This window comes from Hyphococcus lacteus (assembly GCF_041058985.1).
Lineage (GTDB): Bacteria > Pseudomonadota > Alphaproteobacteria > Caulobacterales > Parvularculaceae > Hyphococcus > Hyphococcus lacteus.
Genome location: NZ_JBEHZE010000001.1, coordinates 1,140,921 through 1,152,979, shown reverse-complemented (window position 1 = coordinate 1,152,979; position 12,059 = coordinate 1,140,921). Strand labels below are relative to the sequence as shown.

The 12,059-nt window shown below is 51.9% G+C and carries 14 protein-coding genes; 3 read left to right on the top strand and 11 right to left on the bottom strand.

Features of this window, described 5'->3' with window-relative positions; all coding sequences use genetic code 11:
* Position 1: 1 nt before the first annotated feature.
* The 9 genes from ABFZ84_RS05635 to ABFZ84_RS05595 all read right to left on the bottom strand — a co-directional run bounded on the left by ABFZ84_RS05635 (position 2) and on the right by ABFZ84_RS05595 (position 7,255).
* Entirely contained in the window at positions 2-370 is a 369-nt protein-coding gene (locus tag ABFZ84_RS05635; RefSeq protein WP_369312962.1) for a DUF983 domain-containing protein, read from the bottom strand.
* A gap of 10 nt (positions 371-380) precedes the next feature.
* Positions 381-956 (bottom strand): hypothetical protein, encoded by a 576-nt coding sequence (locus ABFZ84_RS05630; protein ID WP_369312961.1) that lies wholly within the window; start codon positions 954-956, stop codon positions 381-383.
* 29 nt (positions 957-985) lie between these two features.
* Positions 986-1,963, bottom strand: coding sequence for a cytochrome c oxidase subunit 3 (locus ABFZ84_RS05625; RefSeq protein WP_369312960.1), 978 nt, complete (start codon positions 1,961-1,963; stop codon positions 986-988).
* Positions 1,964-2,055: 92 nt separating this feature from the next.
* Positions 2,056-2,640, bottom strand: coding sequence for a cytochrome c oxidase assembly protein (locus ABFZ84_RS05620; RefSeq protein WP_369312959.1), 585 nt, complete (start codon positions 2,638-2,640; stop codon positions 2,056-2,058).
* A 12-nt stretch (positions 2,641-2,652) separates the two neighbouring features.
* Complete coding sequence (locus ABFZ84_RS05615) at positions 2,653-2,826, bottom strand: hypothetical protein (RefSeq protein ID WP_369312958.1); 174 nt, start codon at positions 2,824-2,826, stop codon at positions 2,653-2,655.
* Positions 2,819-3,760 (bottom strand): heme o synthase, encoded by a 942-nt coding sequence (locus tag ABFZ84_RS05610; RefSeq protein ID WP_407067072.1) that lies wholly within the window; start codon positions 3,758-3,760, stop codon positions 2,819-2,821. Before ABFZ84_RS05610 ends, ABFZ84_RS05615 begins: the two co-directional genes overlap by 8 nt.
* A gap of 108 nt (positions 3,761-3,868) precedes the next feature.
* Positions 3,869-4,237, bottom strand: a complete 369-nt coding sequence (locus tag ABFZ84_RS05605; RefSeq protein ID WP_369312957.1) for a hypothetical protein — start codon at positions 4,235-4,237, stop codon at positions 3,869-3,871.
* 160 nt (positions 4,238-4,397) lie between these two features.
* Positions 4,398-6,062 carry a cytochrome c oxidase subunit I gene (ctaD, locus tag ABFZ84_RS05600; RefSeq protein WP_369312956.1) on the bottom strand — a complete coding sequence of 555 codons (1,665 nt, stop codon included), beginning with the start codon at positions 6,060-6,062 and terminating at the stop codon, positions 4,398-4,400.
* 17 nt (positions 6,063-6,079) lie between these two features.
* On the bottom strand, positions 6,080-7,255 hold the full coding sequence (locus ABFZ84_RS05595; RefSeq protein ID WP_369312955.1) for a cytochrome c oxidase subunit II: 1,176 nt from the start codon (positions 7,253-7,255) through the stop codon (positions 6,080-6,082).
* 238 nt (positions 7,256-7,493) lie between these two features.
* Between ABFZ84_RS05595 and tldD the strand changes: the two genes are divergently transcribed.
* Together tldD and gluQRS are read left to right on the top strand one after the other, a co-directional pair.
* Positions 7,494-8,912, top strand: a complete 1,419-nt coding sequence (gene tldD, locus ABFZ84_RS05590; RefSeq protein ID WP_369312954.1) for a metalloprotease TldD — start codon at positions 7,494-7,496, stop codon at positions 8,910-8,912.
* Positions 8,913-8,926: 14 nt separating this feature from the next.
* Positions 8,927-9,793 (top strand): tRNA glutamyl-Q(34) synthetase GluQRS, encoded by an 867-nt coding sequence (gene gluQRS / locus ABFZ84_RS05585; RefSeq protein ID WP_369312953.1) that lies wholly within the window; start codon positions 8,927-8,929, stop codon positions 9,791-9,793.
* Here gluQRS and ABFZ84_RS05580 read toward each other — a convergent pair.
* Both ABFZ84_RS05580 and ABFZ84_RS05575 read right to left on the bottom strand, forming a co-directional pair.
* On the bottom strand, positions 9,776-10,768 hold the full coding sequence (locus ABFZ84_RS05580) for an aldo/keto reductase (protein WP_369312952.1): 993 nt from the start codon (positions 10,766-10,768) through the stop codon (positions 9,776-9,778). The two genes, gluQRS and ABFZ84_RS05580, sit on opposite strands and share 18 nt — an antisense overlap.
* A gap of 96 nt (positions 10,769-10,864) precedes the next feature.
* On the bottom strand, positions 10,865-11,461 hold the full coding sequence (locus tag ABFZ84_RS05575; RefSeq protein WP_369312951.1) for a DUF1287 domain-containing protein: 597 nt from the start codon (positions 11,459-11,461) through the stop codon (positions 10,865-10,867).
* Positions 11,462-11,596: 135 nt separating this feature from the next.
* On the opposite strand from ABFZ84_RS05575, the gene ABFZ84_RS05570 reads away from it, so the two are divergent.
* Positions 11,597-12,016 carry a hypothetical protein gene (locus ABFZ84_RS05570; protein WP_369312950.1) on the top strand — a complete coding sequence of 140 codons (420 nt, stop codon included), beginning with the start codon at positions 11,597-11,599 and terminating at the stop codon, positions 12,014-12,016.
* Positions 12,017-12,059: the final 43 nt, after the last annotated feature.

The window sequence follows — 12,059 nt, the reverse complement described above, 5'->3', positions numbered from 1 at the left end:
GCTATTCTTTCAACCGCCCTTCCGCCGCTTTGTTTGCATATTGCAAAGCAATCATTGTTGCTTTTAGCGGGCGAATGATCAGTAGAATTGAAACAACCGCAAAACCAATGCTCAGCAAAAGCGCGACACCGATTGGTGCGGCCCACACAAATCGCGCGATAAACGCCATTGCTACGGCCGCAAACCCAACAATGAAAATCACAAAAACCGCCGGCCCATCGCCGCTATCAGCTTTGGCATAATCGAGATGACATGCCTCACACTCGCCTCTGAGCTTGAGATATCCATCAAAAAGCGCACCCTGACCACAACGGGGGCATTTGCACCCAAGCCCGGCAGCGTAGGGCGAAACAGGCGGGTAATAACTCATGACCGCCCCCTTACTCTTGGGCCGTCAGCACAAGCGATAATGGCGAGTCGTTTTCAATTTCCCCGTCCGCATAGGCACGTCCCACTTCGGTAAGCCCTTTAAGCGAAAGGACAGTACAGAATTCGTAATCTGCATCATCGGAGGCAAGATCCCCGTTTTCGATTAGCGTTGCGCGCAAATCCGCCGGCAGATCCGGACATTCCATCATGGTCAGGGTCAAGCGGTTTCGATCACCCGCCGCATAATAATACGCGTAGCCATCATTCTCTTGCATTTGCGCAACGTAACTCTTGCGCTTTACGCGACGAAAGCGAAGCCCCGTCGTTGGCTCTTGTTCATCACTCTCAACCAGATAGCTACGATCATCGGTTCTCGCGACGATTAGCAGCTCGCAGTCTTCTAAACTGCCATCATCGGCAATCGCACAGGACTGATATCCGCCCGCTTTCAGGGGACGGGCCTTGCCATTCTTTTCGGTGAGGATCGGTTCTTCGGACACAAGACAACCAGACAAAGCAATCGCCGCAAGCGCGGCGATTACAAATTTAACGTCAATTCGTGTCTTCAATTCGGGCAATGAGCGCATAAGCACTCCTGTTTTTTGCCCGCAGCGATCTAGGACAATAGGCCCTGATTGCCGAGGACATAGATGAACGCGAAGAGGAACAACCAAACCACGTCAACAAAGTGCCAATACCACGCAGCACATTCAAATCCGAAGTGGCGCTCTGGTGTGAAGTGGCCGGCCATCGCACGGAACAAGCAAACCAAGAGGAAGATTGTCCCGATTACCACGTGAAGCCCATGAAAGCCTGTCGCCATAAAGAACGAGGAGCCATAGATGCCACCACCGGAGAATGAGAACATCCCGAAATGGAGGGCTTCGTAATATTCGACGGCCTGCAAGCACGTAAAGATAAACCCGAGAATGACCGTTACGATCAAACCTTGAATAAGGCCTTTTTGGTCATTGTGCTGAACAGCATGGTGCGCCCATGTCACGGTCGTCCCCGAAAGCAACAAGATCAGTGTATTGATCAGCGGCAGTCCCCAAGCGCTGAGCGGCTCAACACCAACTGGTGGCCAAACACCCCCGGTCGCATGAACGCGGCCATCATTGCCGATCCAAGCCGGATCACCAGCAGGATTCATCATTTGTGAGCCGTCCCCAAGAATGACAGGCTCCATCGCGCCAGGGAATAAGGCCGCACCGAAAAATGCCCAGAACCAGGCAGCAAAGAACATCACTTCCGAAGCGATGAAAAGAAGCATTCCATACCGAAGGCCAAGGCGAATAACGAGCGCAGTACTCTCGCCGGTTAAGCTTTCTTTGATGATGTCACGCCACCAACCGAACATCGTCACCAAAACGCCGCCAAGGCCGAGCAAGAAAAGCCAGTTTCCGCCGAGCCCGATCAGATTGGCTGATCCGTCGTCGGCGATACCACCGACCTGAATGCCAGCCTCGCCCGCGCCGGATTTCATCCATGCAACAGCACCGATCATCATAACCGCCGCGCTAAGTGAACCCACTAGCGGCCAAGGCGATGGATTGACCAGATGATAATCGTGTTTAACTTCGGCACCGGACATGGTTCGTCCCTCTTATTCGTTTCGCGGAATCTTGACGTTTTCTATACTGCCACGGGCCAAAAATCCAAGCGCCTGTGTCGCCTGCCCCCGCGCTATTCAGCCGCAGTGTCGGTATCGGCGTCAGCATCCTCGCCGTTGTCCCAGCTAAAAAACGTATAGGACAGGGTGATTGTCTGCACATCATCGAGATGTTTGTCGTTATTCAGCTCAGGGTCGACGAAATAGGTCACCGGCATGGAAACCTTTTCGCCGGGCTGAAGGGTTTGCTCAGTGAAGCAAAAACACTCAATTTTACGGAAATAAAGCCCGGCTTTAGCGGGCGAAACGTTATACGTCGCCCGGCCTGTAACCGGATGATCGGTCAGATTCTCAGCCTCGTAAAAAGCCAAGCCCGTCTCACCAATATGAAGCGACTGAGAGACCTGTTCTGGCTTAAATCGCCAAGGAAGGCCATTGCCGACGGTGCTATCAAAACGAACGGTGACTTTACGCTCTAAGACTTGTACCGCCTCGGCTTCTGCACGCTGCGTGGTGCCGCCCCAGCCGGTGACCTGACAAAATGCCCGATAGGCCGGAACTGCCGCAAACGACAATCCGATCATACCCACCACAACTGCCGAAACGATCATCGCAGTCTTTTGGTTATTGGCCTTTGATTCGTTCATTGAAGACGACACAAATACGCTCCCTTAAAAGGGTCGATCCGCCACTGCGCCGCCAATGCGCATAATCGTGACCAAGAACACGGTCAGAATGAATGCCCCAAGGGCGAGAGCAACAGCCAAATTACGACGATTTCGCTGTTTCTTTTCTTCGGGCGTCAATGCGCGCGGCGCATGCGGTTCGACATTATCATCAGACATATAGACCCGCTCCCATTTTGACTATGGTTTCAACTAACAGTGCGGCGAAAAGCGCAAACAAATAAAGGATCGAAAAGCCAAAAAGCTTTTTTGCGGGGCCATAATCATCCGGCTTTGCCGTCAGCACTGACCACGAAAGGGCGATAAACCCAACACCTAAAATTGCGCTGATCGCTAGGTAAAATAATCCAGCCATACCCATGAAATATGGCGTAACGCCTACAGCCCCTAGGATTAGGGCGTATGCGAATATTTGGCGGCGCGTTGATGCCTCACCTTTTATGACCGGCATCATGGGAATGCCCGCGCGCTCATAGTCTCCGCGCTTATATAGGGCTAGCGCCCAGAAATGCGGCGGCGTCCATAAAAAGATAATGGTGAATAACAACCATGCTTCAAAAGGTGCCGTGCCTGTGGCCGCAGCCCACCCAACTACCGGCGGCAAGGCCCCGGCAGCACCGCCAATAACAATATTTTGCGGCGTCGCACGCTTGAGCCACATGGAATAAATAACAACGTAGAAAAAGATCGTGAAGGCAAGAAGTCCGGCAGCGAGGTAATTCGACGCGAGTCCCAAAAGGGCAACCGACAACACCGACAAAAACCCGCCAAAAGCCGCAGCCTCAGCACGCGGAACCCGTCCCGCAGGGATAGGTCGTTTAATCGTCCGCGACATCACCGCGTCTATATCAGCGTCCCACCACATATTGAGCGCACCGGACGCACCAGCGCCAACCGCAATCGCCAACAATGAAACCGCACCCAGAAAAAAATCCAGCTTACCCGGAGCAACTAACATTCCCACAAGGGCCGTAAAAATCACCAGCGACATGACTCGCGGTTTTAGCAGGGCAAAGTAATCGCCCGGCCCAGCCATTGCGTAGGTCTCCCCGACGCTGATATTGGATTGTGGTGTCATTACACTATCGCTCATGGCGCGCTTATGCCCCAAAGCCACGCGAAGGGAAATAGCACACCTACATAAGAGAACGACTGCGACGTATGCATAACGCCGCAGCCGCCCCAATTTAATTAGCTTGTACTAGCGAGAGATAACTGAGCGCAAGCTAAACAATACGAGAATCAACGCCATAAAAGCGATGAAATAGGCCAATAACGTCCCGGCCTGAAGATTCATAAAGTGGGTCCAACTCGCCTCAAGTTGGGAAACCGCACGGTCGCCATAAGTTGCCGTTTCAACCGGTGTTCCCCGAAAATAACCGCGCAAATAACCGCCAATGGCAAACACCACCAGCGCCAGCAACGTCATCGACCCTATTTGCGTACCCCGGCGCATCATGATTGATGCAACCAGCACCGATCCAAATGCGATCATTAGTGCGATCCAGTCGCCACTCATAAATGTCGACCGAAAAATTCCGGTGACATCGTTAATTACCGTTTCCAGCATTGCCCCTCCACTAAGTCCCTAGTTTCGTCAGTCACTTTGCCCTAACGGGCTATTAACCATTATTAACGCATTCGCGCACGACTCGCTAGCGGCATGTCTGCAACAAAAACCCCGCCCAATCTGGGCGGGGTTTTCCGATTAACGTAGCAATCACATAGACTTAGAATGCTTTAGCATCGCCTTTATCGAAACGTGGCAGTTCATTGAACTGGTGATAAGGCGGCGGAGAAGGAAGCGTCCACTCAAGTGTTGTTGCGCCCTCACCCCATGGATTTGCTGCTGCTTTTTTACGGTAAATGAAGAATGCGTCAATCATCGCAACCACAAAGACACCCAGCCCCGCGATCATCACAAAGTACCCGATCGTCGAAACGTGGTTCCAATAGGCAAACGCCTCTGGGTAGTCGATGTAACGACGCGGCATGCCCTGAAGACCAAGGAAATGTTGTGGGAAGAAGATCAGGTTCACGCCAACAAACATTACCCAGAAATGCAACGTACCCAGCCATTCACGGTATTCGTAGCCGAACATTTTACCGAACCAGTAGTACCACCCGGCAAAGATCGCGAACACGGCACCAAGCGACAGAACGTAATGGAAGTGCGCGACGACGTAATATGTATCGTGCATGTAGTGGTCGATGCCCGCATTAGCGAGGACAACACCGGTCACACCACCAACGGTGAACAGAAAGATGAATCCGACAGCCCAAAGCATGGGCGTTTTAAAGGAAATCGATCCGCCCCACATTGTTGCAATCCACGAGAAAATCTTGATCCCCGTCGGGACCGCTATGACCATTGTGGCAGCAACGAAATAAGCTTTCATGTTAACCGACAAACCAACGGTGAACATGTGGTGCGCCCAAACGATAAAGCCAACAAAGCCAATCGCAACCATCGCATAGGCCATCCCGAGATAACCAAAGATTGGTTTTTTCGAAAAAGTCGAAACGATGTGCGAGACAATACCAAATCCCGGCAGGATAAGGATGTACACCTCTGGGTGACCAAAGAACCAGAACAAGTGCTGATAAAGAATTGGATCACCACCGCCAGCCGCATCAAAGAATGATGTGCCGAAATTACGGTCGGTCAACAGCATGGTGATAGCGCCAGCAAGAACAGGAAGTGACAACACCAAAAGGAATGCAGTCACGAGCACTGACCAAGCAAACAATGGCATTTTATGCAGCGTCATGCCCGGTGCGCGCATGTTAAAGATCGTGGTGATAAAATTGATCGCACCAAGAATAGAAGAGGCACCAGCAAGGTGAAGCGATAGAATCACAAGGTCCATCGCCGGTCCGGGATTACCTGTATTTGTCGACAGCGGCGGATACATAACCCAGCCACCACCGAAGCCCGTGTTTGAACCGTAACCGGGCACAAACAACGAAAGCGTAATAACAATCCCGGACGCAACGTATAACCAGAAAGAAATGTTGTTCATCCGCGGGAAGGCCATGTCAGGCGAGCCGATCATAATCGGGACAAACCAGTTCCCAAAGCCGCCAATCATCGCGGGCATCACCATGAAGAAAATCATGAACAGACCGTGATAGGTGATCAGCACGTTATAAAAATTCGCCGCCGCCGTCAGATCGCCGCCGGTCCACTGGGTCAGGAACGTCACACCCGGCTCGGCAAGTTCGAGCCGCATCATGCCCGACATTGCACCGCCGATGATGCCCGAAACGATCGCAAACAACAGATAAAGCGTTCCGATATCTTTATGGTTAGTTGAGAAAAACCACCGAACCAAAAATGGTGGCTTGTGGTCGTGCTCTTCATGAGCGCCTTGTGCCGCGTGTGCATCAGCCATTTTGTTGGGCCCTTCTTTTATTCAGCCGCTGCATCGGCGTTAGCCGTCTGCGCGAGTTTAACTTCGTCAGTATCAAACATTGGCTCAAGACCAGCCAACGCACGCTGGCTATCGACCCATGCTTCAAATGCCGGGCGCGAAACAACCTCAACCGCAATCGGCATATAGGAATGGCGCACGCCGCAGATCTCTGAACACTGGCCGTAATAGATTCCCTCGCGTTCAGCGCGGAACCATGTCTCGTTAATACGACCAGGAACCGCATCAATCTTAATAGCGAAATTCGGCAGCGCCCATGAGTGGATCACATCATTCGCCGTAACCGTTACGCGGATGGTCTCACCAACCGGCACAACAACACGGTTATCAACTTCAAACCGGTATAATTCTGGGGTCGTTTGATCTTCCGGCATCATATTCGAAAAGAAATCGAAATCGCCGAAATCTGGATAGGCGTACTGCCAGTTCCACTGATAGCCATTGACCTTAAGCGTCATGGTCGGCTCGAGAACCACCTCTTTTTCGCACCCGTCAAAATAACGTTTAATAGTCGGGCACCCGGAAACGTTCTGGGTCGAACGACCACCGCGAACGATAACGCTTGTGCCCACTGGTGCTGGATCGTTGAGTGAAACCACCAGATCGCGCTCACCCCAACCATCGACCGAATAGTCACGCTTGTTCTTAAGTACCGTGCGCGAAGCCCCATCATCGAGAATGACCTGAAGGTGACCAGCACGAGAAGCCATACGGCTTTCAGGAAAGTCATTTGGGAAAACGAAATCTACGGTCTGGCCATCGCCGCGCGAAACAACCTGTTTGCCGTCTGGTGTGATGCCTTCTTTGAAAAGGATCTCAAATGAAGGAAGGGCAACAACCAACAGGATAATGATTGGAATACCGGTCCACAAAACCTCAATCAGTGTGTTGTGCGAGAATTTACGCGCATTGGGGTTCGCTTTGGCGTTGTAACGAAACACAACCCACAAAAGCAGCGCCAACACCAACAAGCTGATAACGGTGATGATCGGCAGTAAAACCGCATTATGGAAAAAGTGCACTTCTTCCGCGAGCGCCGATCCAGCCGGTACCATGCCCAAACCGCCTTGCTCGGGGAGGGCATATGCTACGGACGCAGCCCACACGCTCATTCCAGTCATCGCCACAAAAGCGGCTTTCAGTAGTCTTTTCATAGTCGCATCCCGCGTCATTCGCTAACCTAACCTACGTCGTCGGCAGCTGTCCTAGCCTTTGCGCGCTTCGATACGCCTGCTCGCGCGCCAAGGTCAAACTATTCTGCCCGCTTATAAGCCGCCTGTAGGCGTTCCGTCATTGCCTGAGTGGCGGTAAAATGGTCGCAGCACCTAACACTCTCAAACTACACACGTGCAAACCATTGCCGATCAGGGCCAGCACGCCTAAATCACTCATATGACAGACTCTTATTTTTTCTCCCGCACCGACCTTGATCGTGAACGCACACAATCCATCCTCAATTCTTCCCTTAAGGGCGCGGATGATGGTGAGCTATTTCTGGAATATGGCCAATCCGAAGCCTTTGTCTTTGATGACAATCGGCTAAAAACCGCGAATTTTGATGTCCAGCAAGGTTTTGGCCTGCGGGCAGTCTGTGGCGAATCAACAGGTTACGCCCATGCATCGGAATTGTCAGAGGCCGCGCTAAAGCGCGCCGGCGAAGCGGTACAAGCGGTTAAAACAGGAAAAAGCGGCACGGTCGCTGATGGGCCAGCACGGACAAACACCCAACTTTATCCAGATGCCAATCCGCTGGGCGATATGTCTTTCGAGGCGAAAACGCAGCTTTTGGAAGAAATCAACGATTACGCCCGCACAAAAGACAAGCGCGTACGGCAGGTTTCCTGCTCGCTCAGCGGTTCGTGGCAAGCGGTTGAAATTATCCGGCCTGGCGGCGAAATAATACGTGATTTCAGGCCCTTAGTTCGGCTCAATGTTTCTGTGACGGCTGGCGATGGCGACCGACAGGAATCGGGCAGCTATGGCGCTGGCGGCCGCGAAGGCTATGCGCGCTTCATAACGCCCGACGCATGGCAAGGTCAGGTTGATGAAGCCTTGCGGCAGGCCCTCATCAATCTTGAGGCCGAATCGGCACCAGCGGGGGAAATGGAAGTGGTTCTGGGGTCTGGCTGGACAGGTGTTCTCTTGCACGAAGCCGTTGGACATGGCCTTGAAGGTGACTTCAACCGCAAACAGACATCAGCGTTTGCAGGTAAACTCGGTGAACGCGTCGCGGCCCCCGGGGTGACGGTCATTGATGATGGTACCATCGCTGGGCGGCGCGGCTCGCTGACGGTGGATGACGAAGGCACGCCAACCTCACGCACAGTATTGATTGAAGACGGCATCCTTAAAGGGTACCTGCAAGATCGTCTGAATGCGCGATTGATGGGCATGGCCGCCACGGGTAATGGACGACGCGAAAGCTATGCGCATCAACCCATGCCGCGCATGACCAATACTTTTATGAATGCAGGTAACCACGACCCGGAAGAAATTTTAAGCACTGTCAAAGATGGTATTTATGCGGTCAATTTCTCTGGCGGTCAGGTAGATATTACCTCGGGCAAGTTTGTCTTTAATTGCACCGAAGCCTATCGCGTCAAAAACGGAAAAGTGGGTGCACCAATTAAAAATGCAGCGCTCATTGGTGATGGCCCCAGCGTTCTGACAAAAGTTTCCATGATCGGTAATGACTTCGCCCTCGACCCCGGGATCGGCGTTTGCGGCAAAGCCGGACAAGGTGTCCCGGTGGGCGTTGGTCAGCCTACGATCAAAATTGACAGGCTCACTGTTGGTGGCGCAGGCGCATAGTCAGGGGCGGTGCCATGTCGGCTTTCGTCACACGCTTTGCGCCTTCGCCGACGGGTCTGTTACATCTCGGCCATGCCTATTCAGCGCTGATTGCCTCTCGCGCAGCCAATGCGCAAGGGGGGCGGATGATTCTACGCATAGAAGATATCGACCAAACCCGATGCAAGCCAGAATTTGAAGCCGCAATTTTTGAAGACCTTGAATGGCTTGGCTTGACTTGGGATTTGCCGGTTCGTCGGCAGTCGGATCACCTTTCCGATTACGAAAACGCATTGGAAACCTTGCGCAACCGCGGCCTTGCATATCGCTGTTTCAAGACCCGCAAAGAAGTCGCGGATGAAATCGCAAGAGCGCCACACGAGACGCCAGAAGGCCCACAATTTTTTGGCGGGCCGCTTCCTCGATCAGAGGAGCAGGCGTTCATCGAGGCTGGTGCCGCTTTCGCGTGGCGGCTTTCAATTTCCGAGGCAAAGCACGCGCTAGGTGAAAAATTCGACACACTGAGCTTTCAACAACAACTTCCAAGTGGGGAGATAAAAACCATAGCCGCAACGCCAGATATTTTCGGCGATGCGGTCATTGCGCGCAAAGACGCGGGCACAAGCTACCACCTTGCGTCGGTCCATGATGACGCTTTGCAAGGCATCACCCACGTCTTACGCGGCGAAGATTTAGCCAGCGCCGCGCATTTTCACCGTCTATTACAGGTATTATTGGACTACCCAGAGCCGGTTTACCAGCACCACAAGCTTATAACTGATGATGCTGGTAATCGCCTCGCCAAACGCGATAAATCCATAACATTGCGCGCCCTGCGCGCAGGTGGAGAAACGCCTACGGATGTTTTCGCTCGCCTTGGCCTATCAGGCGTTAAGGGTTGACGAGCGCGATTCCGGATAACGTGCGCCCGCAACTTCTTCCGGTGGCACGGCTTTTTCGATTGCAGCGATATCGGTAGCGGATAAATTTACATTCAGTGCCCCAATATTTTCGTCCAGTCGACTAATTTTTTTGGTCCCCGGAATCGGAATGATGTCGTCGCCTTTTGCAACGACCCAAGCCAACGCAATCTGCGCAAGACTTACCCCCTTCTCCTCTGCAATCACCGCTAACTGATCAACCAAAGAGACATTCTTTTCAAGCGCACCGTCGGAAAAACGCGGATTACCCATCATGCGGTAATCACCTTTGCCGAAATCACTTTCGTTTCTGTACGCCCCTGTCAACAAACCACGTCCGAGGGGTGAATAGGCAACAAGCGCAACATTCAATTCGCGACAAGCAGGAATCATTTCTGCCTCCATGTCGCGGGTGACGATTGAATATTCAGATTGCAAAGCTGCGATAGGGTGAACATCATTCGCCTTTCGCAACGTGTCCGCGCTCACCTCCGAAAGGCCCAACGCGCGTACCTTGCCTGCCTTTACGAGGTCAGCCATTGCCCCAACAGAGTCCTCAATGGGAACATTCCGGTCACGGCGGTGCATATAATAGAGATCAATAACATCGACCCCGAGACGTTTTAACGACGCATCGCAAGCCTCTTTGATATATTTCGGATCATTCGACATACCCAGCAACTCGCCCTTTTCGCCGCGCTGAAATGCGAACTTAGTAGCGAGCACCACGTCTTCGCGATGTTTTTTCAAAAATCCAGATAGCTGTTCTTCATTGCGGCCAGAACCATACATATCAGCCGTATCAAGAAAATTTACGCCACGGTCGAGCGCTGCTTCCAATATCTTTTCAGCCTCGTTATTCGAGACGGCTTCGCCATAAAATTCCGCAAGGCCCATACAGCCAAAACCAAGCCGCGAAACATTTATGCCAGATTGTCCTAAGGAAACTTTGCGCATGATGACCTCCGATTATGATGAAACAAACACGAAGTCGCACATGACACGCTTTTAGATCAACTCTTGAAATACCGAAAAAATGAATTCGTAATGCAATCAGTGCGGGTCAAGGCGATAATGTCCCGTCATCGGCCAGTCGAACAATACGTCTTCAAGTTTGGGGCCCGCGCCAATATTGTGCACAATCATTGGCCTGCCACTTTGGGCGATTTTATCAGTAACAATACCGATATGCGGAAGCCATCCACGGTCGCCACGAAGGTTCCATGCAACAATATCACCGGGCAGGTAATTTTTTGCATCATCCGTTTTTGGCAAACGCGCACCCTGACGCGTAAAATACACCTCTAAGTTTGGCACGCGCCGATGATCTATGTTTCTGTCTGGCCGGGTCAGCCCCCAATGCGTTGGATAGGCATCAAAGTTCGAACGCATATCCACATGCATGTCTTCCTGTAGATCAATATTCAATGTGCGGAGTGCACGCACAACAACATCAGCACAGACACCACGATCAGGAGCAACATCGCCCATGGGATAGTCCAAGCGCACATAGGCGGGGTCATAAACAATACGATGTGCCGTCCGCTCTATAGCCGCTGCGGACAGGCGCTCACCGAATGGTTCTTGCGCAAATATCGGTGAGGAAACACCAAGAATCAGGAGAATGACAAAGATACGAAATAGAGCCATCTCAAAAGAGAACCATCCAAATAGGGCGGTTAAATGGCGGCAATCGCTCGCACTGACCAAATTGTGAAGCCGATGTGAGATGACATTCAGAAGTACTGTCCGTTAAATGCGCCGAAACAAATTAATAGGGGACTTATGAAAGCCGCACTTTTATTAGCACTACGTACAACGACAGGTTTACTTCTTGTCATCTGGGGTTCAATTCGCGCATTCTCACCCGAAACCTCACTGAAAATTTCGGATAAATATTATTCCGGATCCCTTAGCGTCGAAGCACTCCAAATGCCATTGGGCCTCGCACAAATGGCACTCGGAATTCTCGTTATCTTGGGCTTGTTTCGCGTGGTGGTGTATCCACTACAGGCTGCGGTTCTGGTCATCAGTTCACTTGCGATTTGGAAATACTTGTTAGACCCTTTGGGCCTTTATCTTTTGACAGAAGAAACCCGGAACATACTTTTCTTTCCATCAACAACAGTTGCAGTCGCAACATTGATCATCCTCGCCTTCAAAGAGTATGATACGCTTGCACTTGACCGCGTATTTAAGCGCTAGAGCGGATAAACCGTTCGATTTCTGCGCCAAACGCCATAGCCTG

What these genes read in the sequence shown, in the direction of transcription:
- ABFZ84_RS05605 (WP_369312957.1), bottom strand. Translation starts at nt 4,237, where the DNA reads ATGCTGGAAACGGTAATTAACGATGTCACCGGAATTTTTCGGTCGACA.
- ABFZ84_RS05630 (WP_369312961.1), bottom strand. Translation starts at nt 956, where the DNA reads ATGCGCTCATTGCCCGAATTGAAGACACGAATTGACGTTAAATTTGTA.
- ctaD (WP_369312956.1), bottom strand. Translation starts at nt 6,062, where the DNA reads ATGGCTGATGCACACGCGGCACAAGGCGCTCATGAAGAGCACGACCAC.
- ABFZ84_RS05575 (WP_369312951.1), bottom strand. Translation starts at nt 11,461, where the DNA reads ATGGCTCTATTTCGTATCTTTGTCATTCTCCTGATTCTTGGTGTTTCC.
- ABFZ84_RS05615 (WP_369312958.1), bottom strand. Translation starts at nt 2,826, where the DNA reads ATGTCTGATGATAATGTCGAACCGCATGCGCCGCGCGCATTGACGCCC.
- tldD (WP_369312954.1), top strand. Translation starts at nt 7,494, where the DNA reads ATGACAGACTCTTATTTTTTCTCCCGCACCGACCTTGATCGTGAACGC.
- ABFZ84_RS05595 (WP_369312955.1), bottom strand. Translation starts at nt 7,255, where the DNA reads ATGAAAAGACTACTGAAAGCCGCTTTTGTGGCGATGACTGGAATGAGC.
- ABFZ84_RS05635 (WP_369312962.1), bottom strand. Translation starts at nt 370, where the DNA reads ATGAGTTATTACCCGCCTGTTTCGCCCTACGCTGCCGGGCTTGGGTGC.
- ABFZ84_RS05625 (WP_369312960.1), bottom strand. Translation starts at nt 1,963, where the DNA reads ATGTCCGGTGCCGAAGTTAAACACGATTATCATCTGGTCAATCCATCG.
- ABFZ84_RS05610 (WP_407067072.1), bottom strand. Translation starts at nt 3,760, where the DNA reads ATGAGCGATAGTGTAATGACACCACAATCCAATATCAGCGTCGGGGAG.
- gluQRS (WP_369312953.1), top strand. Translation starts at nt 8,927, where the DNA reads ATGTCGGCTTTCGTCACACGCTTTGCGCCTTCGCCGACGGGTCTGTTA.
- ABFZ84_RS05580 (WP_369312952.1), bottom strand. Translation starts at nt 10,768, where the DNA reads ATGCGCAAAGTTTCCTTAGGACAATCTGGCATAAATGTTTCGCGGCTT.
- ABFZ84_RS05570 (WP_369312950.1), top strand. Translation starts at nt 11,597, where the DNA reads ATGAAAGCCGCACTTTTATTAGCACTACGTACAACGACAGGTTTACTT.